This is a genomic window from Leeia aquatica, assembly GCF_012641365.1.
Taxonomy (GTDB): domain Bacteria; phylum Pseudomonadota; class Gammaproteobacteria; order Burkholderiales; family Leeiaceae; genus Leeia; species Leeia aquatica.
Genome location: NZ_JABAIM010000001.1, coordinates 1,411,456 through 1,437,199, shown reverse-complemented (window position 1 = coordinate 1,437,199; position 25,744 = coordinate 1,411,456). Strand labels below are relative to the sequence as shown.

Here is a 25,744-nt window from a genome sequence, read left to right as displayed (position 1 = left end):
ACGCTGCCGGTCGGTACGGATGTGGGGCTTAGTACAGCTTGCGGTAATCGCCAACGATTTCCAGCATCACCTGGCTGATGCGCTCGGACGTGGTGGCAACGTTTTCCAGCCGGGAGAGATCCGTGCTGCGCGGCACGGCAATGGCCTTCTCGTAGAAGAACCATTGCCCCTTGGCCAGTTCCAGCTGGCCGCGGATGCGCTGGGTATTTTGCTGCGCGCCGTTGAGTTCGTTCAAGGCGGTGAGAAATTCTGAGCGGGTGATCTGCAAGTCCACCGATGTATTGCGCCCCAGCTGGTTCAGCAGGTAGAGCTTGGCCATGCGTTGCGACAGCATGGTCTGGCGCTGCGCCAGATCGACCAGGCGGCCACTCTGGGTGCCGGTTTCGTCTTCCAGGATATTGGTGATTTGCGAGATGGCCAGCGTCAGGTCTTCGCTGAACACGTGCAGGGTATCCGGGTCGGCCAGACCAAGCTGCGGTTTCAGCTCGCTCCAGCGGCGGCTGACTCCGGCGAGCGGACGTACCAGGCGGGGCAGGGTATTCAGGCGGTTCAGGTCGGCCAGCAGGCTGTCGAACTGGCTGATGCTCTGTGCCATTTCCTGTCGGGTGCGGTCCGGCAGGATATTGAGGCGCTGCTGCAGGGCCAGCTTAGCGACACGCTGCGACAGCATGCGCAACTGCCCGGCTTTGTTGAGGTCACTGGTACCGGCTTGCAGGGTGGCTTCGGCATGTACGCTGGCGACGATGGTCAACACCAGCGCCATCAGCAGGGAAAAGGGACGGTACAAGGCGAGGCGGGGCATGGCTTACTCCGGTGCAATCAAATGATGCACCGCAGTATGCACGCGCCGGGTTACACGCGCGTGTAACCCGGCGGCATATTGCTGTGATATCTGCTTATTTTTTCAGCAGAATCTGCTGTACCTTCAGCACGTTCAAGGCTTGCGTCAGCTGGTAGTCCTTGCGGGTTTCCTGTGCAGCATCTTTTGCCTTGCTCGCTTCAGCGGGGTCGACCGGCTTGGTTGCAGGGTCGGCGGGTGCGCCATTCGGGTTATCCAGATGGTGCTCCAGATCGGCTTCACGAATGCGCAAGGCATTGTTTTCCGCACTGCTGACCGTGGCCTCTTCTGCCTCGACATCCGGCTTGATGCCCTGGGCCTGGATCGAACGGCCATTCGGCGTGAAGTAACGCGCGGTGGTCAGCTTGATGGCGGTGGTCGGGCTCAGCTGCAGCACGGTCTGCACCGAGCCTTTACCGAAGGTCTGGGTGCCGACGACAACCGCACGCTTGTGATCCTGCAGTGCACCCGACACGATTTCGGAGGCTGAAGCGGTGCCGCCGTTGACCAGCACCACCAGCGGAACGTCCTTGACTTCCTTCGGTGCCAGCTTGACCGGGTCACCGCTGGCCAGCGTGGCGCGCGGTGCGTAGAACTCACGGCTGGCGTAGTACTTGAACTTGGAATCCTGCGCGCGACCATCGGTGTACACCACCAGTGCCTTCTCCGGCAGGAACAGCGCCGACACGCCGACGGCGCTGGTCAGCAGGCCACCCGGATCATTGCGCAGGTCCAGCACCAGGCCTTTCAGCGGTGCCTTGTTTTCCTTGTACAGGCTGTCGATGGCCTTGGCGACGTCTTCGGTGCTGCGCTCCTTGAACTGGGTCAGGCGCACATAGCCGTAGCCCGCTTCCAGCAGGCGGGATTTGACGCTGGCCACCTTGATCACGGCGCGCTTGAGCGTCAGCACCAGTGGCTTGGTCTCGGTCTTGCGGAAGATGGTCAGCGTGATGCTGGTATCCGGCTTGCCGCGCATGCGCTTGACTGCGTCGTCCAGCGTCAGGCCCTTGACCGGGGTATCGTCGATCTTGACGATGAAATCCCCCGCCTTGATGCCAGCGCGGGCGGCAGGCGTATCGTCGATCGGGGAGGTCACGCGGACCAGCCCGTCTTCCATCCCGACCTCCAGCCCGAGGCCGCCGAATTCACCCTTGGTGTCCTCGGTCAGTTCCTTGAAGCCGGTTTCGTCCAGATAGGTCGAGTGCGGGTCCAGCCCGGTCAGCATGCCGTTGATGGCCTCGCGGATCAGCTTCTTGTCTTCTACCGGCTCAACGTAGACATCCTTGATCCGGCTATAGACCTGAACGAATTCCTGCAGCTCGGCCACCGGCAGTACATTGCCCGGTTTGGCAGGCGGGGTGGCCGCCTTGTCGGCGTAGAGGTGGAGGCTGACGCTGGCTGTAATGCCAATACCGGCCCCCAAGAGGACCAGACTGAGTTTCTTGATGGTTTGTTTGGGCATGCCCGCAATTCCTGTGGCGCTGTGCGCCTGATGTTGGATACCACCGGGTATCCGCGCTGTGTATGCTGACACAATCAGGCCGTACCTGCCGTACGGCTGGAACCAGTTGTTCAGTATGACGCAATCTTAGCCGCGTAACCAGCCACTCGGGTCGAAAGCTTTGCCCCGGAAGCGCAGCTCAAAATACAGGCCACTCTTGTCGCTGCCACCCGAATTGCCGGTGCGGGCAATCACCTGCCCGGCATCGACCCGGTCGCCAACCCGGCGCAGCACCGACTCAGTGGAGCCATAAATGCTCATCAGTCCGCCACCATGATCCACAATCACCATATTGCCAAAGCCGCGCAGCCAGTCGGCGTAGACCACCTGACCAGCAGCCACGCTGCGGATATCGCTGCCTTCGGCCGCCGGATAAAACCAGCCGCGCCAGGCGACACCACTGTCGGCCCGGGGTGCACCAAAGCGGTTTGACGGGCTGCCCGAGACGGGTGTGAGCAAGCGCCCCTTCAGATTCTGCGCATTACCGCTGACCTGGGCGCTGTCCACCGGCAGGGTAACCCGGTTGTTGTTCGTCTCCACCGGGGTTGATGTTTCCGGTTTGCCGGGTTTGACCGGGGCCGGTTTACCGTTGGTAGCGGGCTTGCCCCGGTTTGCCTTTTGCTGTGCCAGCAGCCGCGCACGCTGGGCCGCTTCGGCTTCGGCCTTCAGGCGGGCCTGGCGCTGCCGCTCCTGCTCGGCAACGATGCGGTTGAGCTGTTCCACCAGATTGCCCAAGCGGTTTTCATCGCGCTGCCATTTCTCCATTTGCTGACGTTGGGCCAGCAACTGATTGTCGAGCTGGTTCAGCACATGTTTGCGCTGAGTGCGCTGGTTTTCCAGCGCTTGCTTTTCCTGGATGCGCTGGCTGGCAATGGCTTGCAGGCGTTGCTGATTTTGCTCGATCTGGCTGCGGGTGGCAGCCAGGGTCTGCAGATCGGCTTTCAGTTTGCTGATCTGCTGTTGATGCGCCTTGGCGATATAGCGCAGGTAGGCCAGATCGCGGCTGGCAGTATTGGGGTCGTCGGCATTGAGCAGCAACTGCAGGGTGTCACTGTTGCTGTGGCGGTATTGCGCACGCAGCTTCTGAGCCAGCGCCTGCTTTTGTTGCTGCACCCGCTTGCTCAATTGCTGCTGTTGCTGTCCCAGCTGTTTCAGCTGATCCTCCAGCTGATCCTGCTCATCTTGCAGGTCGGCCAGGGTGCGATTGGTCTGGCTGATGGCCTGTTCCGACTGTTGCAGCGCGTCGCTGGCGTCCTTGCGGGATTGTTCCGAGGCGCTGACGCTACGCTGCAAGGCCTCAATTTTCTGATGCAGCGCGTCCAGCTCGCCCTGGGTATCGTTCAGCTGGCCTTTGACATTGCGCGATGGCGCTACTGGCGCCGCCATGCTGCCCAGGGCGGCCACACACAGCAGGGTGGTCAGTGCCCGTTTCAACACCATGTGAGCAGGCTTTTCCCGGTCATCTCAGCCGGTACCGCCACCCCCATCATGTGCAGCAGGGTCGGCGCGATATCCTGCAAGGCCCCGCCTTCACGTACCTCAGCTGGGCGGCCGATGTAGAGCAGGGGCACCTTGTTCAGGGTGTGCTGGGTGTGTTGTTGATGGCTGGCTTCGTCAAACATGTCTTCACAATTGCCATGGTCAGCGGTAATCAGGACTTCGCCACCGGCTTGCTGCATGGCGGCCACCACACGGGCCACGCAATCGTCGAGGGCCTCCACGGCCTTGACGGCGGCGGCAAAGTTACCTGTGTGTCCGACCATGTCTCCATTGGCATAGTTCACGATGATGGCGTGATATTGCCCGCTGGCAATCGCTTCTTCAATGCGGGCGGTTACTTCCGGAGCACTCATTTCCGGCTGCAGGTCGTAGGTGGCAACCTTGGGGGAGGGCACCAGCACCCGGTCTTCGCCCGCAAACGGGGTTTCTTCACCACCGGAGAAGAAATAGGTCACATGCGGGTACTTTTCGGTTTCCGCGATGCGCAGCTGGCGCAGCCCCAGCGAGGACAGGTACTCACCCAGCGTGTTGCTCAGCCGCACTGGCGGGTAGGCGCAGGGGTTGCTGAAAGCCTCACCATAGCGAGTCATGCTGGTGTAGCGGGCCAGTTGGGGCCAGACCTTGCGGGCAAAACCATTGAAATCGGGCCAGTGCAGGGCCATGGTCAGCTGGCGGGCGCGGTCGGCGCGGAAGTTGGCAAAAATCACCACGTCGCCATCACGCATCACACTGGCCTTGCCATTGCCGTCCCGGATCACGGTGGCTTGCACGAACTCGTCGTTTTCATTGCGGGCGTAAGCGGCAGCCAGTGCGGCCTGGGCATTGCTGGCTTCGAACGGGGCCACACCTTCGGTCAGCATGCGGTAAGCCGCTTCCACCCGGTCCCAGCGCTGGTCGCGATCCATCGCATAGTAGCGCCCCACCACTGAGGCAATGCGGGCATGGCCTGCCGTACGGCTGCACGCATCTTCCAGCCGTGCCAGATAAGTTTCCGCGCTGCGCGGAGGGGTATCCCGACCATCCAGAAAGGCATGGATGGCAATCCGGTTGACGCCAGCCTGATGGGCCGCGTCGATCAGGGCAAACAGATGGGCTTCATGGCTGTGCACGCCACCGTCGGAAGCCAGGCCCATCAGGTGCAGCGTGCTTTGCTGACGTGCAGCGAGCTGAATGGCCTCGGCCAGAGCCGGGTTCTGTCCCAGTGTACCCGCTTCGATGTCGACGTCGATGCGGGTAATGTCCTGCCGCACAATGCGACCGGCGCCGATGTTCAGATGCCCCACTTCCGAATTGCCAAACTGGCCATTGGGCAGGCCCACCGCATGTTCGGAGGCATCCAGCGTGCTGTGCGGATATTGCGCCCACAGGCGGTCCCAGTGAGGTTTGTTGGCGTGCAGGATGGCATTGTCCTCCCCCTCGGTGCGATAACCAAAGCCATCCAGAATCAACAGGGCAACAGGGGTAAGGGCAGACATCAGGCTCTCCTGGCAAGCGGGTGCGAACGCCGTGGCGCGGCGAAGGTGGCAGACTAGAAGGTTGATTTTACGCCATTTGCGCATGGCTTCATAGTTTTACTGGCGGGTGGAGCTTATTTATGATAGTTTTTATCTAATTCGTAGCCGGGATGTAATAGGCCCTCTCCATGCATGTCATGCTGGAGCTCGGGCCGCTGCTGTGGCAGCATCTCATCATTCACTGTTTTGCAAGAAAGTTGTCATATGGCTGCCGTTACCATGTATACCACCGCTGTGTGCCCCTACTGCCAGATGGCCAAGCGGCTGCTGGCCAGCAAGGGTGTTACGGCCATTGAAGAAATCCGTGTCGACCAGGACCCGCAGGTGCGCGAGGCGATGATGGCACGTACAGGCCGCCGTACGGTGCCGCAAATCTATATTGGCGAGCAGCATGTCGGTGGTTTTGACGATTTGTCGGCACTGGACCGTGCCGGTAAACTGGATCCGCTGTTAAAATAGGCGGCTGGCATGTTGCGGACCCTGTACGGGACGCACATACCCGGACCGAGCGTGTTGCCGGGCCGGGTTTTTTTCACTTTGACGAGAACACCATGAGCGAACAACAGGCTGCCGACCAGAACCCGGTATTCAACATCCAGAAGCTGTATGTGAAGGATGCATCGCTGGAAGTGCCGAATGCCCCGCAGATTTTTCTGGAAGAGGGCGAGAACGAGATCGGTATCCAGCTGCACAATGAAGCTCAGCAAATCGGCGAAGGCTTCTTTGAAGTGGTGCTGACGGTCACCGTGACCAACAAGATTGGTGAAAAGACGGTGTTTCTGGCCGAAGTGGCTCAGGCTGGCATTTTCCACATCCTGAACATCCCCGACGACGACATGCCGGGCGTGATCGGCATTCACTGCCCGACCATCCTGTTCCCGTATGTGCGTGAAGTGATCTCCGACCTGACCAACCGCGCGGGCTTCTCGCCGGTGATTCTGCAGCCGGTCAACTTCGAAGCCCTGTTCATGCAGCGCATGCAAGAGCTGGCCGAGGCACAAGGCAATGCCTGATCGCCGTCTGCTCGCACTGGGCCTGCTGTTGTGGGCCAGTGTGGCATCGGCCACCGAATACCGCTCGGCGTCCAGCCGGGCGGCGGTGCTGTACGATGCCCCGAACGCCAGCGCCCGCAAGCTCTATGTGGTCAATCAAGGTTACCCGGCTGAAGTGCTGATTACGCAGGGCGATTGGGTGAAGCTGCGGGATCGCAGCGGCAGCCTGGCTTGGGGGCAGAAATCGGAATGGAGCAGCAAACGCACGGTGCTGGTCAATGTGGCCCAGCTCGACATGCGCAGCAAGCCTGAGGCCGCCGGCAGTGTCGTGGCGCGGGTTAGCCGGGATGTGGTGCTGGAGCTGCTGCCAATAGGTAAAGAAGCCCAGCCAGGCTGGCTGCAGGTGCGCCATCGTGATGGCGTGACCGGCTGGGTGCGCTTGGCTGACGTCTGGGGCGCCTGATGAGTCGTTTGCAGATCGGTGTGCTTGGCGCAGGCGCCTGGGGCACGGCGCTGGCCATCGCCTATGCTCGGGATGGGCATCAGGTCTCCCTGTGGGCGCGGGATACCCAGCAGGTTGCGGTGATGCAGGCGAGCCGCAGCAATGCCCGCTACCTGCCGGATGCCGCGTTCCCCGATCATCTGAGCGTAACGGATGACCTGACCGCTGCGGTCGCCCGGCAAGATCTGCTGCTGCTGGTGACCCCGATCGCCGGTCTGCGCCCGACCCTGCAAGCCTTGAAGGCCCTGTCACTACCCTTGCCGCCCCTGTTCTGGGCGTGTAAAGGTTTTGAAGCCACTTCTCGCCAGCTACCGCATCGGGTGGTGGCCGAGTTGCTGGGTGAGCACCCGGCCGGTGCGCTGTCCGGCCCCAGTTTTGCCAAGGAAGTGGCTGCCGGTCAGCCGACTGCCATTACGCTGGCCTGCGCCGACAGCGAGCTGGCCGTGCACTGGGCACAAAAGCTGAATAGCCAGCGCCTGCGCCTGTACGCCACCGATGACGTGGTGGGGGTGGAGGTCGGTGCGGCGGTGAAGAATGTGATGGCGATTGCCGCTGGCGTCGCCGATGGTTTGCAGCTGGGGCATAACGCCCGGGCTGCGCTGATTACCCGTGGCCTGGCCGAGATGGCCCGGCTGGCGACCCGCATGGGCGGACGTCCCGAGACCCTGATGGGCCTGGGTGGCCTGGGCGACCTGGTGCTGACCTGCACCGGTGATTTGTCGCGCAACCGCCGCGTGGGCTTGTTGCTGGCACAGGGCCAGTCCTTGCCTGATGTGTTGCAGGCACTGGGGCATGTTGCCGAAGGGGTGCCGACCACCTACGAGACAGAGCGGCTGGCCGCTGCCCTGCAGGTGTCGATGCCGATTACGGCGGCTGTGGGACAACTGCTGCGGGGTGAAGTCACCGCGCAAGACGCCTTGCTTCGCCTGCTGGCGCGTGAACCGGTGCTGGAATTGCCACCTGCCCAGGGCTGAGTCGCCCCGCATAAGCTGAAAAGCATTACCCCCCGTAATCTGTTGGATGCAGCATGACGCTGCGAGGAGAGCACTATGGACCGCCAGGCACTGGTAGAAGCTGCCCGTCTGGCCCGTGAAGGGGCCTATGTACCGTATTCCCGTTTCCAGGTGGGGGCCGCGTTGCGCACCCGTGATGGGCGGGTGTTTACCGGTTGTAATATCGAGAATGCATCCTACCCCTTGTGTAATTGTGCAGAGCGTACCGCCTTGTTCAGCGCCATCGCAGCGGGCATGCGCCCGGGTGAAGTGGCCGAGCTGGCCGTGATCGGTGATACCGAAGGGCCGATTTCACCGTGCGGCGCCTGCCGTCAGGTGATGCTGGAGCTGTGTGCACCGGATACGCCGGTGATCCTGGCCAATCTGGGGGATGCCCGTCTGGTCACCACCGTGGGTGAGCTGTTGCCGTTTGGCTTCTCCGGACGTGATCTGGGTGTGGTGTGATGTTTGATTGCCTTTGTTGACAAAGTAAAGTTTCTTTGTTGACATTGCGCAGTGCTACCCCTGTCGGGGCCACCATAACAATGCGGTGCCATGACACCGCGAGCGAGGCCATCGAGGCCTGAAGCACCCCATATGCCGCGTAAGAGAGAGGAATCACCATGTCTTTGAAGCCTTTGCTGCTGCCGATGCTGATTGGCGCACTGCTGTCCGGTTGTGCTGCCAACTACCAGCCGGAGAAAACCTATCATCTGACCATCCTGCATACCAATGACCACCATGGCCGTTTCTGGAAAAACGGTGATGGCGAGTACGGCATGGCGGCCCGCAAGACCGTGATCGACCAGATCCGCGCCGATGTGAAGGCGCAAGGCGGTTACTCGCTGCTGCTGGACGGTGGCGATGTCAACACCGGAGTACCGGAATCCGACATGCAGGACGCCGAGCCAGATTTCAAGGGCATGGCCAAGCTGGGCTATGACGCCATGGCGGTGGGCAACCACGAGTTCGACAATCCGTGGTCGGTGCTGAGCAAGCAGCGTGAATGGATCAACTTCCCGATGCTGTCTGCCAACATCTACAAGGATGGCCAGCGCCTGTTCAAGCCCTATCAAGTGTTCAACCTGGATGGCCTCAAGGTGGCCGTGGTGGGTCTGACCACGGACGATACCGCCAAGATGGTGGACCCGGCCAATGTGCAGGGTGTCACCTTCCGCAAGCCAGCCGAGGAAGCCGCCGCGCTGATGCCAGAGTTGCGTGGTCAGGCCAATATCGTGATTGCAGCAACCCACATGGGCCACTACACCAATGGCGCACGTGGCGTGAATGCCGAGGGTGACGTGGAGATGGCACGTCAGGTCAAGGGTTTTGACCTGATCGTGGGTGGCCACAGCCAGAACCCGGTGTGCATGAAGGCGGAAAACGTACGTAACGATGCCTATGTTCCAGGCACCGAGTGCGCGCCAGACCGCCAGAATGGCGCCTGGATCGTACAGGCACACGAATGGGGCAAGTATGTGGGCCGGGCGGACTTCGAATACCGCAATGGTGAGATGAAGCTGGTCAAATACACCCTGGTGCCGATCAACCTGAAGAAGACGGTCAAGGGCGACGACGGCAAGGACAAAAAGGTCTTCTACACCAGCGAGATCAAGGAAGATGTCGACATGCTCAAGTTCCTGACCCCGTATCAGGAAAAGGGCCGTGCCGCGCTGGATGTGCAGGTGGGTGAGTCCGACGGCAAGCTGGAAGGTGACCGCAACGTGGTGCGCAAAGAGCCGACCAATCTGGGCGTGTTCATTGCTACCGCCATGATGCAAAAGTCGAAGGCCGACTTCGCGCTGATGAACGCCGGCGGCATTCGTGATTCCATGCCGGCAGGCAAGCTGACCTACAAGGATGTGCTGAAGGTGCATCCGTTCGGCAACATGCTGGTGTATGTAGACCTGAGCGGCAAGGAAGTGCTGGACTACCTGAACGCGGCCGCCAAGATGACCGCAGGTTCCGGTGCCTTCCCGCAGTTTGCCGGTATCCGTCTGGAGATTGAAGGCGGTGCAGTCAAGTCGGCCAGCATCGGTGGCAAGCCACTGGACCCGGTCAAGACCTACCGCATGGCGCTGAACAACTTCACCGCTGCGGGTGGTGATGGTTATCCGAAGCTGAGCACCCATCCGGGTTATGTCAATACCGGTTATGTGGATGCAGACGTGCTGCGCGAGTTTGTGGCGGCACAAAAACCGGTGAAAACCGCGCAATATGCGCCGGGTGACGCGGTGACCCGCAAGTAAGACCATGCAGTAGCAAACAAAAAAGCAGGCCGGGTGCCTGCTTTTTTGTTGCCTGCACGCTGGGGGCGATCAGCGATGTCCGCCGAAATCGTGCTGTCGCCAGGCCTCGAACACTGTGATCGCCACGGTGTTGGACAGGTTCATGCTGCGGCTGGTCGGCAGCATCGGCAAGCGCAGGCGCTCAGCCGGGGCAAATTCCTGCAGCAGTTCGGCAGGCAGGCCACGGGTTTCCGGGCCAAACACGAATACATCTTCCGGCTGGAACGCGACTTCACTGAAGCAGTGGCTGCCCTTGGTAGTGAAGGCAAAGCAGCGCCGCTCGCCCAATGCCGCCTTGCAGCTTGCCCAGTCCGGGTGCACCTGCATGCGGGCGTACTCGTGGTAGTCCAGCCCGGCGCGGCGCAGCTTGGCGTCTTCCAGCGGAAAACCCAGAGGCTCGACCAGATGAAGCTGGCAGCCGGTGTTGGCGGCCAGCCGGATCACATTACCGGTATTCGGCGGAATTTCGGGGTTGAACAGGACAATATGGAACATGCCTTAATCCACCGGGTTGGCGCGCAGGGCGTCCGGCAGCCCATCGTGGGGGCCCAGCGGACGGGCGGGGGGTGTCCAGTGACGCTCGCCAATGGTCTGGTTGTAGTCCGGGTGTAGCGGGTAATGCACCCGACAGCCGGGTACTTTTTCGCCGACTACCAGCAGCGTCACCATCTCGTCGGTATTGTTGATGAAGGTGTGTGCCAGCCCGGTGCCTGCCGGGAAGCCCACCGCCTCGCCCGGCTGCAGGCGGTGCAGCTCGCCATCCAGCCAGACATCGGGTGCGCCGCTCAGCACATAAACGAATTCTTCCTCGTCGGCCTCGGCGTGCGGTCGTGAAGTGCGGCGGCCGGGCGGCAGCAGCTCGTGATGGATGCCCAGCCGCTGCAGGCCGAAATGCTGGCCGAAGTTGGCCCCAATGCCATGCAGCTCGCGGCTGCCGGGATAGCTGCTGTCATCTGCATCACGGATGGCATCAGGTTGAATGATGGCGGGGTGGCTCATGTGCGGTACTCCTGAATCGGTCAAAGCAGCGGCCTGCCATCGTGGCATCCGCCTGGAAATCATGCTGGGGGTGCTTACAAGGCGCGGGCCAGAACCCAGCCCTCGACCTGACGTGCGCCTGCCCGCAGCAGGGCCCGACTGGCGGTGTCCAGCGTGCTGCCGGTGGTCATCACGTCGTCGACCAATACCACGCAGCGCCCGGCCACTTGGCTGCCATCCACGTGGAAGGCCCCTTTGAGGTTACGTTGTCGCTCCTGGCGTGACAAGCCTTGCTGTTGTAGCGTGTCGCGTTCCCGTTGCAAGGCAGTCAAGCTACTGGGCAGCTGCAAGGTACGCGCCAGGTGGCGAGCGAGCAGGGCGGCCTGATTATAGCCTCGCTCGCGCAAACGGTGTGGATGCAGCGGGATGGGCAACAGCAGGGTACCCGCAGGCCAGTCCGGTACGTCCTCCAGCATCAACCGGGCCAACAGGCGGGCATCCGCCCAGCGCTGCCGATACTTGAAGCGGTGAATCAAGGCACTCAGCGGGGCGTCAAAATGATAGCTGGCATGGATTTGCTGAAGGCTCAGGGGCTGACGCAGACAGGGGCCGCACAGACCTGGCTGCGATAAAGGTCGGGCGCAGCCTCGGCAGCGGGTTGGGCCCAATCGGGGCAGGGCTTGCCAGCAGGATGCGCATAGGGGATGGTTGCCGCTGCGGTCACACAAGGCGCAACGGCCGGGGAGGAGTGATTGCACAAATTGTGCGCAGTGGTTCAAAAAATGGCCGGCTAAAATTTGACAATCCTTGCGGTTCATCCTACCCTCGCGGCAACGTAATGACCTGTACCTGCCATGAGCCAGCATACCCTGCATTTCCAGACCCTGACCCCGCTGCAAGCACATCCTGAGGTGGACCGTTTCACTGCCGAAGACGTGCAGGCACTGCTTGACCTGCCTTTCAACGATCTGCTGTTTCAGGCGCAGACCGTTCACCGTCAGCACTTTGACCCCAATGTGGTACAGCTGTCCACCCTGCTGTCGATCAAGACCGGTGGCTGCTCTGAGGATTGCAGCTACTGTCCGCAGTCGGCCATGCACGACGCGGGGGTGGACAATCAGCCGATGTTGCAGCTGGACGAGGTATTGAGCGCGGCCAAAGCTGCCAAGGCAGCCGGGGCCGGGCGCTTCTGCATGGGCGCGGCCTGGCGCGGGCCGGGCCAGGAAGAGCTGACGCCGGTGATCGAAATGGTCAAGGCGGTAAAGGCGCTGGGGCTGGAAACCTGTGCCACGCTCGGCATGCTGCAAAAAGGCCAGGCCGAGCAGCTGCGGGATGCGGGGCTCGACTATTACAACCACAATCTGGATACCGCGCCGGAAAAGTACGGCGACATCATCAGCAGCCGCGACTATGAAGACCGGCTGGATACCCTCAACAAGGTGCGTCAGGCCGGCATCAACGTCTGTAGTGGCGGCATCGTCGGCATGGGCGAAACCCGGCTGGAACGGGCCGGGCTGCTGGCACAGCTGGCTAATCTGGAGCCACAGCCGGAATCGGTGCCGATCAACAATCTGGTGCAGGTGGAAGGCACCCCGTTGCACGGTACCGATGCACTGGACTGGACCGAGTTTGTGCGCACCATCGCGGTGGCGCGTATCTTGATGCCGCGCAGCCATGTCCGCCTGTCTGCGGGTCGGCAGGCCATGCCGGAGGCCATGCAGGCGCTGTGCTTCATGGCGGGGGCCAACTCGATTTTCTATGGTGACAAGCTGTTGACCACCGGAAACCCGGAAGTCAGCCGCGATCAGGCGCTGCTGACCAAGCTGAACATGCGCCCGCAACAGTTTGAGATGAGCCACTGCCACGACGACGAGGACGACCAGACCTCACCGACCGGCGGCTGTGGCTGTGGCCATGGCCACCGCTGAGTCACCGTTCGCCGCATTTGCGGCGGAGCTGGATGAATTGTCGGCGCAGCAGCTGCGCCGTCAGCGCCGCACCCGCACCACCCCGGCTGATACCCACATTGTGGCGGACGGGCGGGCGGTACTGTCGTTCTGCAGCAATGACTATCTGGGGCTGGCACACCACCCCCTGCTGATCGACGCCGCCAAGCAGGCTCTGGACGAATCCGGCTTGGGCGGCGCGGCCTCACATCTGGTCAGCGGCCATCACTTGCAGCATGCCCGCCTGGAGCAGCGGCTACAGGCGTTTACCGGTTGGCCCGCGCTCAGTTTTGCCACCGGCTATGCCGCCAATGTGGGCATCATCCCGGCGCTGGTCGGGCGTGAGGACGCCATCTTTGCCGATCGCCTCAACCATGCCTCGCTAAACGATGGCTGCCTGCTGTCCCGCGCCACCTTTCGCCGCTTTGCCCATCAGGACCTGAACCAGCTGGCCACACTGCTGGCCACCACACCTGCCCGGCGACGGCTGATTGTGGTCGATGGCGTCTACAGCATGGATGGCGATCTGGCTCCGCTACCAGAGTTGCTGGCGCTGGCCGAGCAATATGATGCCTGGCTGTATGTGGACGATGCCCACGGCCTAGGGGTGCTGGGCGAGCACGGGCGAGGTTGCGCGGAATACTGGGGCCTGCATCACCCGCGCTTGATCCAGTTGCTGACCTTTGGCAAGGCGGCAGGGGTGCAAGGGGCGGCGGTATGCGGTGATGCTCTGCTGATCGACTGGTTGCTGAACCGTTGCCGCAGCTACATCTACACCACGGCATCGCCACCGGCGCTGGCTGCCGCGCTGTGCGTAAGCCTGGACCTGATCGAAGGTGGCCAGCAGCGGCGAGAGACCTTGCGCGCCCACATTCGGCAGCTGCGAGAGGGGTGTGCGGACCTGCCGTGGACCTTGCTGCCATCGGAAACGGCGATTCAGCCGCTGCGGGTGGGCAGTAACGAAGAGACGCAGAAGCTGGCGGATCGCCTGTGGCAACGCGGGCTGTGGGTGCCCGGCATTCGTCCGCCAACGGTCCCGGTGGGGCAGGGGCGTTTACGCATTTCGCTCAGCGCGGCGCATACCGAAGACGATATTCGCCTGCTGCTGGAAGGGCTGCACGCCTGCGCCCGGGAGTGGCAGGGTGGAACGCCGGATTATGATTCCGCTGCTCATTCATCCCGGCTGACCACGGGGGCAGATTGATGATACGGGTCGATAGCCACGGTACCGGTCCCGATCTGGTGCTGTTGCACGGCTGGGGCATGCACGGTGGGGTGTGGGGAGAGTTCGTATCCCGGTTGAGTGCGTTTGCCCGCGTGCATGTGGTGGATTTGCCGGGGCATGGTCATTCCGCCTTGTGCACCCCCTACACGGTGGCGAGCCTGACTGAGGCTATTCTGGATGCCGTGCCGGAACAGGCCATGTGGCTGGGCTGGTCGCTGGGTGGCATGCTGGCCTTGCAGGCAGCAGCTACCCGTCCACAGCGGGTCACGCGCCTGGGTCTGATGGCCAGCTCGCCGTGCTTCATGCAGCAGCCCGATTGGCCGTGTGCCATGCCGGAGGCAGTGCTGCAGCAGTTTGTGGACCGGCTGCAGGCGGATACCGCTGCCACCGTGCAGCAGTTTCTGGCCTTGCAGGCGCTGGGTAGCCCGGAGGCACGCCGCCAGGTGCAGCAGCTGCGCCACAGCCTGCATGAGCGGCCCCTGGCGAGTGCCGAGGCGTTGGCAGCGGGTTTGCAACTGCTGCGTGACAGCGATTTGCGACCGCTGCTGCCTGCCGTGAAGCAGCCCACTGTCCTGCTGTACGGTGAGCGCGATACGCTGGTGCCGATCGGGGCGGCGCACTGGCTGCAGACACAGTTGCCGCAGGCACGCAGCCTGCTGCTGCCCCAGTCGGCGCATGCGCCGTTTTTGACCCATGGCCGTGAGTGTGCGGCATTGATTCGTGAAGTGTTGTATGCCTGAAGTGTTCCAGCCTGAAAAACGCCTGATGCGGCGCGCTTTTGAGCGTGCGGCGGATAGCTATGATGCCGCCGCAGTATTGCAGCGGGAGGTGTGTGACCGCATGGCCGAGCGGCTGGATTACATCAAGCATCAGCCGCACCGGGTGCTGGATGCCGGTTCCGGCACCGGCTATGGCAGCGGCCTGCTACGCACCACCTATCCCAAGGCGCAGGTGCTGGAGCTGGACATTGCCCACAGCATGCTGCTGGCGGCGCGTCGCAAGCAAGGCTTGCTGAAGCGCTGGCTGGCCCCCGCTCCGGCCTTGTGTGCCGACATTGAGCGCCTGCCCCTGCAGGCGGACAGCGTGGACATGATCTGGTCCAACCTCGCCATCCAGTGGGTGACGGACCTGGACCAGGCGTTTGCCGAGTTTCACCGGGTATTGCGGCCAGAAGGCCTGCTGATGTTTTCCACGCTGGGGCCGGACACCCTGCGTGAGTTGCGACAAGCCTTTGCCGGGCTAGACGGGCATACCCACGTCAACCGTTTTATCGACATGCACGATATCGGCGACGGCCTGGTCCGCAATGGCTTTGCCACGCCGGTTATGGACATGGAGTATCTGACGCTCACCTACGATGATGTGCGTGCGGTGATGCAGGACCTCAAGGCCATCGGTGCGCACAATGTGACCCACGGGCGCCCACAGGGCCTGATGGGTAAGCAGCGCTGGCAGCAGGTGCTGCGTAATTACGAGCAGCTGCGGCAGGATGGCAAGCTGCCCGCCACCTACGAAGTGGTGTATGGGCATGCCTGGAAGCCGCAGCCCCGACCTGCCAGACAGCTGCCCGATGGGCGGCAGGTGATTGACTTCCACCCGCGCGGGTCACGCGGATGAAAGGTGCTGCCTTTTTCGTGACCGGCACCGATACCGAAGTCGGCAAGACCTTCAGCTCGGTGCGATTGATGCATGGCTTGCGCGCGCATGGCCTGCAGGTGCTGGGCATGAAGCCGGTTGCCAGTGGCGCACTGGTCGATGGTGAGGGGCGCTACAGTGAAGACGCCCGCGCGCTGGCAGAGGCCGCAAGTTCCGTGCAGCCGATGTCGTGGGTCAACCCTTATTTGTTTGGTCCACCGATTTCGCCGCATCTGGCGGCACACGAGGCGGGCGTCGAGATTGATCTGGCTTTGCTGGCGGACCACCTGCAGCAATTGCGCCAGCAGGCGGATGTGGTGCTGGTGGAAGGTGCGGGCGGCTGGCTAGCGCCCCTCACCGATACCTTGTTCATGCGTGATCTCGCGCTGCAGCTACAGTTGCCGGTGGTGCTGGTGGTCGGCATGCGGCTGGGCTGTCTGAACCATGCGCTGCTGTCGGTTGAATCCATTCGTGCCAGTGGCGCACCGCTATTGGGCTGGGTCGCCAATCAGCTGGACCCTGTCATGCGCCATGCCGAGGCCAACCTGGCCACCTTGCGCCAGCACATCCCTGCCCCTTGCCTGGGCGTACTACCGTGGCAGGCGCCCCCCGCTTCTCCTTTGCAACTGCAGCCGTTACTGCAGGCACTACTGCAAGATTAAGCGCCATTTGCCGAAGCCCGGACCCTGCCAAGGTTCGGGCACCTTGCTGCTGATACCCTGAGTAACCTGTCCCCTTGGGCGCTTGCGCAACCGTGGCGGCCTGTCCATGCTGAATCGTGCTGGCAGTGTTGGATTTTTTCATCATGCACTGCAATAAACCAAATTCAGGCCACCAATGGGCATTTTTTGGCCTGCAGACGTGGATGCAGGCGGTTTTTGGACAAAAACATGTTGCGGCGCGGCAACTACCTGCACAAATTATGACTTAGATCAAGATCAAGGCTGGCTTGCCCGTGTTGCTGCGCATTTGCTAACATCGACCGCGACAATTTGACACAGTGGCGGCCTCCTCATGCATTTTGAGCCGAGGAACGTGACTGGCACCGAAGTAGTGGGTATACGAGCAAGGGCATTTCCGTATGGGGGTTGCATGTTTGAAACCATGAAGCAAAGAGTGGCCTGTACGTTATCGCTGGCGTTGATGTCGCCGCTGGCGTGGGCTGCGGACACACTGCCCGAGGGCAATCAGCCCGGCAATTATCCGCTTAACCTGCAAGCGCCGAAATCCGGCATTGCCGAGCAGATTTTCAACCTGCACAGCATGATGCTGGTGGTCTGCCTCGCGATTTTCTTTGTGGTGTTTGGCGTGATGTTCTATTCCATCTACGCCCACCGCAAGTCCAAAGGCGCGCAAGCCGCGCATTTCCACGAAAACCATGTGGTTGAGGTGATCTGGACGGTGATTCCGTTCGTGATCCTCATCGCATTGTGTATTCCCGCAGCCAAAACCGTGATCGCGCAGAAGGACAGCAGCAACGCGGCGGTGACGGTCAAGGTCACGGGTTATCAGTGGAAGTGGGGTTACAACTACCTCGACGATGGCATCGAGTATGTCTCGGCGCTGGCGACCCCGCGTGACCAGATTGATAACTACGACGGCAAGAGCGCTGCCAAGAATGCCCACTACCTGCTGGAAGTGGAGCCGGGTACGGAGCTGGTGGTGCCGGTTGGCAAGAAGGTGCGCCTGCTGCTGACCGCCAACGACGTGATTCACGCCTGGTGGGTGCCGCAACTGGGTGTGAAGCAGGATGCCATCCCGGGCTTCATCCGTGATGCCTGGTTCAAGGCAGATGCGCCGGGGATCTACCGCGGTCAGTGTGCTGAGCTCTGTGGCAAGGATCATGGCTTCATGCCGATTGTGGTGCGTGCCTTGCCGCAAGCGGATTACGACAAATGGAAGGCGGACACCAAGGCGCGCCTGGCCTTGGCCAAGGACGACCCGAACAAGGTATGGGCCTTGCCGGATCTGGTGGCGCGGGGCAAAGGGGTGTACGAAGCCAACTGTGCCGCTTGCCATCAGGCCAGTGGCCAGGGTGTGCCGGGTAGCTTCCCGGCACTGGCAGGCTCCAAGGTGGCAACCGGCCCGATCGCAGACCATCTGGGAATCGTGCTGAAAGGCAAGGCGGGTACGGCCATGTCAGCCTGGAAGCAACTGTCCGATACCGATATTGCGGCGGTGGTAACGTATGAGCGCAATGCCTGGGGCAACAACAAGGGTGACCTGTTGCAGCCTGCCCAGGTGAAGGCTGCTCGCCAGTAACCCGACCGAACCGCACGTATCAGGAGACTTACCATGTCGCATGCACAAGACGCCGCGCTCGGTCACGATGCTGGGCACGGCCACGACGATCATCACGATCACAAACCGGCGTTCTTCCAGCGCTGGTTCATGGCCACCAACCACAAGGATATTGGTGCGCTGTATCTGTGGTTCTCATTCTTCATGCTGTTTTTCGGCGGCCTTTTGGCGCTGGGCATTCGTGCTGAGCTGTGGCAGCCGGGCCTGCAATTCTGGAAGCCGGAGTTCTTCAACCAGCTGACCACGGTACATGCACTGGTGATGGTGTTTGGTGCCATCATGCCGGCCTTTGTGGGCCTGGCTAACATCATGATCCCGCTGCAGATTGGCGCGCAGGACATGGCGTTTGCCCGCATGAACAACTGGAGCTTCTGGCTGATGCCGCCAGCCGCCTTGCTGCTGGTGATCTCCTTCTTTATGCCGGGTGGTGCCGCCGCCGGGGGCTGGACCCTGTACCCGCCGCTGGCGACCCAGTTCGGCATCGGCATGGACCTGACCATCTTCGCCGTGCACATTCTGGGCATGAGCTCGATCATGGGCTCGATCAATATCATCGTCACCATCCTCAACATGCGCGCGCCGGGCATGACGATGATGAAGCTGCCGATGTTCTGCTGGACCTGGCTGATTACCGCCTACCTGCTGATCGCCGTGATGCCGGTGCTGGCCGGTGCGGTGACCATGCTGCTGACGGACCGTCACTTTGGCACCAGCTTCTTCAATGCGGCAGGTGGCGGTGATCCGGTACTGTTCCAGCATGTGTTCTGGTTCTTCGGACACCCTGAGGTGTACATCATGATCTTGCCCGCCTTCGGCGTGGTGTCCGAGATCATTCCCGCTTTCAGCCGCAAGAAGCTGTTTGGCTATGGCTCGATGGTGTATGCCACCGCCTCCATCGCCATCCTGTCCTTCATGGTATGGGCGCACCACATGTTCACGGTGGGCATGCCGGTGACCGCGCAGCTGTTCTTCATGTTCGCCACCATGCTGATTTCCGTGCCGACCGGGGTGAAGGTGTTCAACTGGGTGGCCACCATGTGGCGCGGCTCACTGAGCTTTGAAACCCCGATGCTGTTTGCCATTGGCTTTGTCTCCCAGTTCACCTTCGGCGGCTTCTCCGGATTGGTGCTGGCGATGGCAGCGGTGGACATCAACCTGCACGATACCTACTACGTGGTGGCGCACTTCCACTATGTGCTGGTGTCGGGTGCCTTGTTCTCCATCATTGCCGGGGTGTACTACTGGTTGCCGAAGTGGACGGGCCGCATGTACGACGAGAAGCTGGGCAAGACCCACTTCTGGCTGTCGACCATCTTCTTCAACATCACCTTCTTCCCGATGCACTTCCTGGGGCTCGCGGGTATGCCGCGCCGGATTCCGGACTATGCGCTGCAGTTCTCCAGCTTTAATGAGATCGCCTCGATTGGTGCGTTCGGATTTGGCCTGACCCAGCTGCTGTTCCTGTGGATTGTGGTCAAGGTGACCTTCCTGAAGAAGGGTGAGCCTGCAGCAGCCAAGCCTTGGGATGGTGCGGAAGGTCTGGAGTGGACGCTGCCGAGCCCGGCACCGTATCACAGCTGGGATGTGCCGCCGACCGTCAAGTAAGCATGGGGGCGGGTGCCGGTCACCCGCCTGCGAGGAGTGTGGATGAGTAGCTCACCGGAAGTGCAGCAGAAAAACCGCCGCCTGCTGTGGATTTTGCTGTCGATTGTGTTGACCGTGTTTGTCGGCGTCATGATCAAGCAGTGGTTGTTTGGCCACATTTGACGGGGTGACGCTGTGTTGTACCTGCCGGTGTTGAACCGCAAGCTGTTGTTCAAGCTGACTATTGTGGCCTTGCTGATGTTCGCGGTCAGTTACGGCATGGTGCCGTTTTACAAGCACCTGTGCGAGGCGCTGGGCCTGAACAGCTTGCTGCAAGCAGAAAGCCCGACCAACACGCAGGTGGATGCGACACGGCAAGTGGTAGTGGAGCTGGACAGCAATGAACGCGGCAGCAGCCCGTGGCAGTTTCGGCCCAAGATGAGCAAAGTGAGTATCCACCCGGGACAGGTGCAGCAGGTGGAGTATGAGGTGGTCAACCGGACCAACCGGACGGTCGTGATCCAGGCGGTGCCGAGCTACGCGCCGATGCAGGCGGGTAGCCACTTCAAGAAGCTGGAGTGTTTTTGCTTTCGCCAGCAGAAGTTTGCACCGGGTGAACGACGGGTGATGCCGGTGGTGTTTCTGGTGGATAGTGCGCTGCCCAAGGAAATCGGTACCGTCACCTTGTCGTACACGTTTTTTGAAGTTGAAGGGAATCAGTCGTGAGTGAGCCCCAGCCCCGCAGCAAACGATCGCCAATTGTGGCGGTATTGTGGAGCTTTCTTGGGGTTCGCAGTAACCAGGATTACCAGCAGGATGCACATCGCCTGACGGCGAAGCAGCTGATCATTACCGGGATCGTCGGTGGCGTGCTGTTTGTGCTGACTGTACTGGGCGCAGTCAAATACCTGATCGCTACCAGCGGTCACTAAAGGAGAGAGGGAAGACATCATGGCCAGTACGCAGCCTCAGCCGCATTACTTTGTACCTCAGCCATCGAAGTGGCCCCTGGTGGGCTCAACCGCCATGTTCTTCCTGGGGCTGGGCGCTGCCTTCACCATGAATCACATGGAGATGGGGCACTATGCACTGGGCATCGGCTTTGCCATCCTGCTGTACATGCTGTTTGGCTGGTTTGGCCAAGTTGTCGGTGAAAGTGAGAGCGGCCTGTACAGCAAGAAGGTGGACATGTCCTTCCGCTGGAGCATGAGCTGGTTCATTTTCTCCGAAGTGATGTTCTTTGCCGCCTTTTTCGGTGCGCTGTACTACATCCGGGTGATTTCGGTACCCGAGCTGGGCAATATGACCCACAAGCTGCTGTGGCCGGACTTCACGGCCATGTGGCCCGCACAGGTCGCGCCGGTGGCACCGGAGCACTTCACCCCGGTGGCTGCCTGGGGCCTGCCTGCCATCAATACCCTGATCCTGCTGACGTCCGGCATCACGGTGACCATTGCCCACTGGGGGCTGATCAAGAATAACCGCGCCCAGCTGATCTGGGGCCTGGCGGCGACGGTGGGCCTGGGTGCACTCTTCCTCTACTTCCAGGTGGAGGAATATGGTCATGCCATTGCCCATGGCAACCTGACACTGGCCTCGGGTGTGTATGGCTCTACTTTCTACATGCTGACCGGCTTCCACGGCGCACACGTGACGCTGGGTACCATCATGTTGCTGGTAATGCTGGTGCGCTCGATCAAGGGCCACTTCAAGCCGGATAGCCACTTTGCCTTTGAAGCCGCAGCCTGGTACTGGCACTTTGTGGATGTGGTGTGGCTGGGCCTGTTTGTCTTTGTCTACTGGCTGTAAGTGAATCATCGGGTGTACCAGCTTGGCTGGCACACCCGATTACAAATGCTGGTTTGGCAGGATGTGGAAATACAAGCCCGCCATCAGTAACAGAAACAGGCAGACGGACAAGCCAATGCGGAAAGTCAGCGCCCGCACCAGTCGCTCGGAAGACTGGCTTTTCCGGCTCAGCAAATAGTAAACCGCAGAACCCATGCTGGCGACGATGGCCAGCAGCATGACGATGACCACAACCCGCATGGTGTTCCCCTCTCTTGATGTCCGCAGCACAATCCCCGTATTGTACTTCAGGCGTGAACAGACCGGCAGGGCCGCTTGATGATGAGCACGCGCCGTTTTCAACCCCGCTGGTGGGCTTGGCTGATGTTGCTGGTGGGAGTGCTGCTGGCGCTGCGGCTGGGCTGGTGGCAGTGGAGCAAGGCTGAGCATAAGGCGGCTCAGCGGGCGCAGCTCACGCTCATGCAGCAGTCCCCGGCGCTGGACGCGGCAGCGATGCTGAAACAGCCGCCACAGCCCTGGCAACCGGTGCAATTGCAAGGTAGCTGGCAGCCGCAAGGCGCAGTCTGGCTGGATAATCGGGTGCAAAACGGTGTGGCGGGCTACGAGCTGTGGATGCCGCTGAAGCTGAGTGGTGAATCGCGCTGGCTGCTGGTCAACCGCGGCTGGGTGTCACGCGCGGGCAAGGCGCAGATTGCTCTTGCTGCGCTGGCGCGGACGGACAGTGTGCGTGGTGAGGTGGTCTGGCCGGGGCCTTTGCCCATGGAATTGAGCCAGGATGTGCAGCAGGGTAAGCTGTGGCAAAACCTGAATCCGCAGCGCTACCAACAGCATTATCAGCAAGCGGTGTTGCCGTGGCTGGTGCGGCAAACCGGGGCGGTGGAAGCCGGGTTGGCCCACGACTGGCCTGAGGTGGACGATGGACGCCTGCGCAATGTCAGTTATGCCGGGCAGTGGTTGTTGATTGCGGTGCTGATGGTGGTACTGTTCGTGGTGGTCAATCTGAAAAGCAGGAGGCGTGATTGAGTCTGGCAAACAACCGCAGGACCCTGTACTTGCTGGCTCTGCTAAGTGCCGTGCCCATCATGGCGGCGACCGTGGCTTATTTCTTCTTCAAGCCCACTACGGTACGCAGTTACGGTACCTTGATGCAGCCGGTTGCACCCGCCCGGCTGGAAGGTTTGCAGACGGTGGAGGGCAAAGCTCTCACCGCAGAGCGCTTTGCCGGTAAATGGTGGCTGCTGACCGTGGGCGCGGCAGAGTGCACCGCACCATGCCTGCAGCAGGTGCATGCCTTGCGGCAGATCCGCCTGGCTCAAGGCAAGGATATGGGGCGGGTAGAGCGGGTGTGGCTGGCGACGGGTACTGCGCCGCTGGCATCGCTGCCGGCGATGGATCGCGAAGGCCTGCTGGTTGCCCGTGGCGGTGAGGCCTTGCTCAAGCAATTGCAGCCGTTTGGTGCACCGGAGCACGCCATCTTCATTATGGATCCGCATGGCAATCTGGTGTTTCGCTATGCCCCCGATGCGGTGCCGCACTCCGTTATCCAGGAGTTTGCCAAGCTGTTGAAAAACAATCAGGGGCTGGGCTGACACCATGGCATACCGCAAACTGGTGATCTGGACGACTCTCATTACCGCCCTGCTGCTGGCGCTGGGGGCCTATGTCCGCCTGTCGGATGCGGGCCTCGGCTGCCCGGACTGGCCGGGCTGCTATGGCAAATTGAGCCCGGCTCATGCGGCGGAGGAAATTAGCGCGGCCCAGCAAGCCCATCCCACCGGTCCGGTGTCGATGGGCAAAGCATGGAAAGAGATGATTCACCGCTTTGTGGCCAGCGGTGTCGGCCTGCTGATCATTGCCATCACCATCATGGCCTGGCGGCAGCGTGAACGTCTGCAGCAGTCGCCGCTACTGGCCAGCGTGTTGTTGCCGCTGGTGATTTTCCAGGGGCTGCTGGGCATGTGGACGGTCACCTTGCTGCTCAAGCCCGCCATTGTCACCTCGCACTTGATCGGCGGCATGACCCTGCTGGGGCTACTCAGCTGGCTGGCAATGCGGCAGGTCTTCACCAAGCATGCTGCATCCGGCAGCGAATATCGACATTTGCGTGGCCTGGCCTTGCTGGCTTTGCTGGTACTGGCCTGCCAGATCATTCTGGGTGGCTGGGTCAGCACCAACTATGCGGCAACGGTGTGCTCGGATTTCCCGACCTGCCAGGGGCAATGGTGGCCGCAGACGGATTTCCGCCATGCCTTTCATGTCCTGCGTGAGCTGGGGGAAACCCCCGACGGGCAAATGCTGACCCAAGCCAATCTCACTGCCATCCATATGGTGCACCGGCTGGGTGCGCTGCTGACCTTGCTGGTGGTAGGCGCGTTTGCCTGGCGGGCGCAGCACGCCTATGGCCTCACCCGGCATGCCCGCATCGTGCTGGCCTTGCTGTTGCTGCAGGTGTCGCTGGGGATTGGCAATATTCTGTTGCAGCTGCCACTGGCGGTGGCGGTGGCGCATAATCTGGTGGCGGCTTTGCTGCTGTGCAGTGTGGTGACGCTGAATTATCGCGTCTGGACCGGGCGTATCCGTAGTGCATGATGAGGGCGATATGGGCATGACAATCAGTACCCCCCCTGCTTCCACCCGCCTGCGTTGGCAGGAATTCATGGCCTTGACCAAGCCACGTGTGGTGTCGCTGATCGTGTTTTGTGCCGTGATCGGCATGCTGCTCTCCACGCCGGGGATGGTGCCTTGGCCGGTGCTGCTGGCAGGTACCGTGGGGATTGCTGCGGTGGCGGGCGCTGCTGCTGCCATCAATTGCCTGGTGGAACAACGCATTGATGCGGTGATGGCACGCACCAAGGGCCGCCCCTTGCCCAAAGGGCAGGTGTCCGAGCGAGAGGTGCTGCAGTGGGCCGTGTTGCTGGGCGGTGGTGGCATGGTACTGCTCTGGCTGTGGGTCAACCCACTGACCATGTGGCTGACGCTGGCGACCTTTGTCGGCTACGCCATCATCTACACCCTGTTGCTCAAGCCCTCGACCCCGCAGAACATCGTGATCGGGGGGGCCAGTGGTGCCATGCCGCCGGTACTGGGCTGGGCCGCCGTTACCGGACAGGTGCCAGCGGAAGCCTGGGTGCTGTTCCTGATCATCTTTACCTGGACGCCGCCACACTTCTGGGCGCTGGCCTTGTACCGCAAAGATGAATACGCCAAGGCGGGGCTGCCGATGTTGCCGGTGACCCATGGCCCACAGTTCACCCGGCTGCATATCCTGCTCTACACCGTGATCCTGTTCGCAGCTACCTTGCTGCCGGTAGCTATCCGCATGTCGGGCTGGATCTACTTGACGAGTGCGGTGGTGCTGGGAGCCTATTTCCTGTGGCTGGCCGTCCGTATTCACCGCCACTATAGCGACGCTTTGTCACAGCATACCTTCCGCTATTCCATCCTATACTTGTCCCTCTTGTTCGCCGCGCTGCTGCTGGATCATTACTGGCACTGGCCGGTCACCGTTTAAGGGGCATGGATGATGTGGCGCTGGCTATGGATGGTTGTGCTGTTGCTGGGTCTGCAGGGCTGCAAGCAGCCGGAGCCTTTTGTGGCCACCGACATTACCGGCTCCGCCATCGGCGGGGATTTCTCGCTGGTGGATTTCAATGGCAAAGCCCGCAAGCTGGCCGACTTCAAGGGCAAGCTGGTGGTGCTGTTCTTTGGCTACACCCACTGCCCGGATGTCTGCCCGGTGACACTGGGGGAGCTCGCCAATGTGCGCAAGCGGATGGGTGAGGATTTCCGCGATGTGCAGGTACTGTTTGTTAGCGCCGATCCGGCACGCGACACTGCAGCCGTGCTACGGCAGTACGTGACCTATTTCTCGCCTGATTTCCTCGGGCTACGTGCCGAAGGTGCAGCATTGGCCCAGTTTAAAGCAAATTACAAACTGGTCGGGGAGGCGCAAAAACCGGACGCCAACGGCAATTATGCCGTAGACCATTCCGCCGCTTCCTTTGTGCTGGACCGGCAGGGCAGGGCCAGGCTGATGGTGCCGCTGGGTCATGGCACGGAAAACTGGGCGCACGACCTCAGGCTGCTACTGGCCGAGTAGGCCACCCGAAAACAAAACGGCCCTTGCGGGCCGTTTTTTC

General features: G+C 61.4%; 30 protein-coding genes and 1 pseudogene. 22 read left to right on the top strand and 9 right to left on the bottom strand.

Annotated elements, in window-relative coordinates; all coding sequences use genetic code 11:
- Window positions 1-28 precede the first annotated feature (28 nt).
- From HF682_RS07460 to gpmI, 4 genes are all read right to left on the bottom strand, one after another.
- Entirely contained in the window at window positions 29-802 is a 774-nt protein-coding gene (locus tag HF682_RS07460) for a type IV pili methyl-accepting chemotaxis transducer N-terminal domain-containing protein (protein WP_168876558.1), read from the bottom strand.
- Window positions 803-896: 94 nt separating this feature from the next.
- Window positions 897-2,300, bottom strand: a complete 1,404-nt coding sequence (locus tag HF682_RS07455; RefSeq protein ID WP_205881928.1) for a S41 family peptidase — start codon at window positions 2,298-2,300, stop codon at window positions 897-899.
- A 126-nt stretch (window positions 2,301-2,426) separates the two neighbouring features.
- A complete protein-coding gene (locus HF682_RS07450; protein ID WP_168876557.1) occupies window positions 2,427-3,779 on the bottom strand; it encodes a murein hydrolase activator EnvC family protein in 1,353 nt (450 codons plus the stop codon).
- Window positions 3,770-5,314: a 2,3-bisphosphoglycerate-independent phosphoglycerate mutase gene (gene gpmI, locus HF682_RS07445; protein ID WP_168876556.1), complete on the bottom strand. Its 1,545-nt coding sequence runs from the start codon at window positions 5,312-5,314 to the stop codon at window positions 3,770-3,772. Before gpmI ends, HF682_RS07450 begins: the two co-directional genes overlap by 10 nt.
- A gap of 243 nt (window positions 5,315-5,557) precedes the next feature.
- Between gpmI and grxC the strand changes: the two genes are divergently transcribed.
- The 6 genes from grxC to ushA all read left to right on the top strand — a co-directional run bounded on the left by grxC (window position 5,558) and on the right by ushA (window position 10,088).
- Window positions 5,558-5,812: a glutaredoxin 3 gene (grxC, locus tag HF682_RS07440; protein ID WP_168876555.1), complete on the top strand. Its 255-nt coding sequence runs from the start codon at window positions 5,558-5,560 to the stop codon at window positions 5,810-5,812.
- Between the two features lie 92 nt (window positions 5,813-5,904).
- Window positions 5,905-6,366 (top strand): protein-export chaperone SecB, encoded by a 462-nt coding sequence (gene secB / locus HF682_RS07435; protein ID WP_168876554.1) that lies wholly within the window; start codon window positions 5,905-5,907, stop codon window positions 6,364-6,366.
- A complete protein-coding gene (locus tag HF682_RS07430; RefSeq protein ID WP_168876553.1) occupies window positions 6,359-6,808 on the top strand; it encodes an SH3 domain-containing protein in 450 nt (149 codons plus the stop codon). Before secB ends, HF682_RS07430 begins: the two co-directional genes overlap by 8 nt.
- Window positions 6,809-6,816: 8 nt before the next feature.
- Window positions 6,817-7,821 (top strand): NAD(P)H-dependent glycerol-3-phosphate dehydrogenase, encoded by a 1,005-nt coding sequence (locus HF682_RS07425; RefSeq protein ID WP_168876958.1) that lies wholly within the window; start codon window positions 6,817-6,819, stop codon window positions 7,819-7,821.
- Between the two features lie 75 nt (window positions 7,822-7,896).
- Entirely contained in the window at window positions 7,897-8,304 is a 408-nt protein-coding gene (gene cdd, locus HF682_RS07420; protein WP_168876552.1) for a cytidine deaminase, read from the top strand.
- Window positions 8,305-8,462: 158 nt separating this feature from the next.
- Entirely contained in the window at window positions 8,463-10,088 is a 1,626-nt protein-coding gene (gene ushA / locus HF682_RS07415; protein ID WP_168876551.1) for a bifunctional UDP-sugar hydrolase/5'-nucleotidase UshA, read from the top strand.
- A gap of 69 nt (window positions 10,089-10,157) precedes the next feature.
- Here the strand turns inward: ushA and HF682_RS07410 are convergent, their stop codons facing one another.
- The 4 genes and pseudogenes from HF682_RS07410 to HF682_RS18085 all read right to left on the bottom strand — a co-directional run.
- Entirely contained in the window at window positions 10,158-10,622 is a 465-nt protein-coding gene (locus HF682_RS07410) for a tRNA (cytidine(34)-2'-O)-methyltransferase (protein ID WP_168876550.1), read from the bottom strand.
- Between the two features lie 3 nt (window positions 10,623-10,625).
- Window positions 10,626-11,126 carry a cupin domain-containing protein gene (locus tag HF682_RS07405; protein ID WP_168876549.1) on the bottom strand — a complete coding sequence of 167 codons (501 nt, stop codon included), beginning with the start codon at window positions 11,124-11,126 and terminating at the stop codon, window positions 10,626-10,628.
- Window positions 11,127-11,200: 74 nt separating this feature from the next.
- On the bottom strand, window positions 11,201-11,641 hold the full coding sequence (locus tag HF682_RS07400; protein ID WP_168876548.1) for a ComF family protein: 441 nt from the start codon (window positions 11,639-11,641) through the stop codon (window positions 11,201-11,203).
- Window positions 11,642-11,716: 75 nt separating this feature from the next.
- Window positions 11,717-11,923: pseudogene (locus HF682_RS18085) on the bottom strand (double zinc ribbon domain-containing protein); the annotation flags it as partial.
- A gap of 36 nt (window positions 11,924-11,959) precedes the next feature.
- Here HF682_RS18085 and bioB point away from each other — a divergent pair.
- The 11 genes from bioB to HF682_RS07350 all read left to right on the top strand — a co-directional run bounded on the left by bioB (window position 11,960) and on the right by HF682_RS07350 (window position 21,605).
- A complete protein-coding gene (bioB, locus tag HF682_RS07395) occupies window positions 11,960-13,033 on the top strand; it encodes a biotin synthase BioB (protein ID WP_168876547.1) in 1,074 nt (357 codons plus the stop codon).
- The gene (gene bioF, locus HF682_RS07390) at window positions 13,020-14,255 is read left to right on the top strand and encodes an 8-amino-7-oxononanoate synthase (RefSeq protein ID WP_168876546.1); all 1,236 of its coding nucleotides are present in this window, start codon (window positions 13,020-13,022) and stop codon (window positions 14,253-14,255) included. The genes bioB and bioF overlap by 14 nt, the downstream gene beginning before the upstream one ends.
- Window positions 14,255-15,016 carry a pimeloyl-ACP methyl ester esterase BioH gene (gene bioH / locus HF682_RS07385; RefSeq protein WP_168876545.1) on the top strand — a complete coding sequence of 254 codons (762 nt, stop codon included), beginning with the start codon at window positions 14,255-14,257 and terminating at the stop codon, window positions 15,014-15,016. The genes bioF and bioH overlap by 1 nt, the downstream gene beginning before the upstream one ends.
- Entirely contained in the window at window positions 15,009-15,893 is an 885-nt protein-coding gene (gene bioC / locus HF682_RS07380) for a malonyl-ACP O-methyltransferase BioC (protein WP_168876544.1), read from the top strand. The genes bioH and bioC overlap by 8 nt, the downstream gene beginning before the upstream one ends.
- Window positions 15,890-16,573: a dethiobiotin synthase gene (bioD, locus tag HF682_RS07375; RefSeq protein ID WP_168876543.1), complete on the top strand. Its 684-nt coding sequence runs from the start codon at window positions 15,890-15,892 to the stop codon at window positions 16,571-16,573. The genes bioC and bioD overlap by 4 nt, the downstream gene beginning before the upstream one ends.
- Window positions 16,574-17,003: 430 nt before the next feature.
- Window positions 17,004-18,173, top strand: coding sequence for a cytochrome c oxidase subunit II (gene coxB / locus HF682_RS07370; RefSeq protein ID WP_240947077.1), 1,170 nt, complete (start codon window positions 17,004-17,006; stop codon window positions 18,171-18,173).
- 33 nt (window positions 18,174-18,206) lie between these two features.
- The gene (gene ctaD / locus HF682_RS07365) at window positions 18,207-19,817 is read left to right on the top strand and encodes a cytochrome c oxidase subunit I (RefSeq protein ID WP_168876542.1); all 1,611 of its coding nucleotides are present in this window, start codon (window positions 18,207-18,209) and stop codon (window positions 19,815-19,817) included.
- Window positions 19,818-19,859: 42 nt separating this feature from the next.
- Window positions 19,860-19,979, top strand: a complete 120-nt coding sequence (locus HF682_RS17805; RefSeq protein ID WP_240947076.1) for a cytochrome oxidase small assembly protein — start codon at window positions 19,860-19,862, stop codon at window positions 19,977-19,979.
- Window positions 19,980-19,991: 12 nt separating this feature from the next.
- Entirely contained in the window at window positions 19,992-20,522 is a 531-nt protein-coding gene (locus HF682_RS07360) for a cytochrome c oxidase assembly protein (protein WP_308418707.1), read from the top strand.
- Window positions 20,519-20,728, top strand: a complete 210-nt coding sequence (locus HF682_RS07355; protein WP_205881927.1) for a DUF2970 domain-containing protein — start codon at window positions 20,519-20,521, stop codon at window positions 20,726-20,728. The genes HF682_RS07360 and HF682_RS07355 overlap by 4 nt, the downstream gene beginning before the upstream one ends.
- A 19-nt stretch (window positions 20,729-20,747) precedes the next feature.
- Window positions 20,748-21,605 carry a cytochrome c oxidase subunit 3 gene (locus HF682_RS07350; RefSeq protein WP_168876541.1) on the top strand — a complete coding sequence of 286 codons (858 nt, stop codon included), beginning with the start codon at window positions 20,748-20,750 and terminating at the stop codon, window positions 21,603-21,605.
- Between the two features lie 39 nt (window positions 21,606-21,644).
- Here HF682_RS07350 and HF682_RS07345 read toward each other — a convergent pair whose 3' ends face one another.
- Complete coding sequence (locus HF682_RS07345) at window positions 21,645-21,845, bottom strand: twin transmembrane helix small protein (protein ID WP_168876540.1); 201 nt, start codon at window positions 21,843-21,845, stop codon at window positions 21,645-21,647.
- 78 nt (window positions 21,846-21,923) lie between these two features.
- Here HF682_RS07345 and HF682_RS07340 point away from each other — a divergent pair, with 78 nt between their 5' ends.
- The 5 genes from HF682_RS07340 to HF682_RS07320 are packed head-to-tail and all read left to right on the top strand — an operon-like array spanning window position 21,924 to window position 25,704.
- Entirely contained in the window at window positions 21,924-22,628 is a 705-nt protein-coding gene (locus HF682_RS07340) for an SURF1 family protein (protein ID WP_168876539.1), read from the top strand.
- Between the two features lie 29 nt (window positions 22,629-22,657).
- Window positions 22,658-23,194: an SCO family protein gene (locus tag HF682_RS07335; protein ID WP_168876538.1), complete on the top strand. Its 537-nt coding sequence runs from the start codon at window positions 22,658-22,660 to the stop codon at window positions 23,192-23,194.
- Window positions 23,195-23,198: 4 nt separating this feature from the next.
- The gene (locus tag HF682_RS07330) at window positions 23,199-24,194 is read left to right on the top strand and encodes a COX15/CtaA family protein (protein WP_168876537.1); all 996 of its coding nucleotides are present in this window, start codon (window positions 23,199-23,201) and stop codon (window positions 24,192-24,194) included.
- Window positions 24,195-24,210: 16 nt separating this feature from the next.
- Window positions 24,211-25,116, top strand: a complete 906-nt coding sequence (gene cyoE, locus HF682_RS07325; RefSeq protein ID WP_205881926.1) for a heme o synthase — start codon at window positions 24,211-24,213, stop codon at window positions 25,114-25,116.
- Window positions 25,117-25,125: 9 nt separating this feature from the next.
- Window positions 25,126-25,704 (top strand): SCO family protein, encoded by a 579-nt coding sequence (locus tag HF682_RS07320; RefSeq protein WP_205881925.1) that lies wholly within the window; start codon window positions 25,126-25,128, stop codon window positions 25,702-25,704.
- Window positions 25,705-25,744 lie beyond the last annotated feature (40 nt).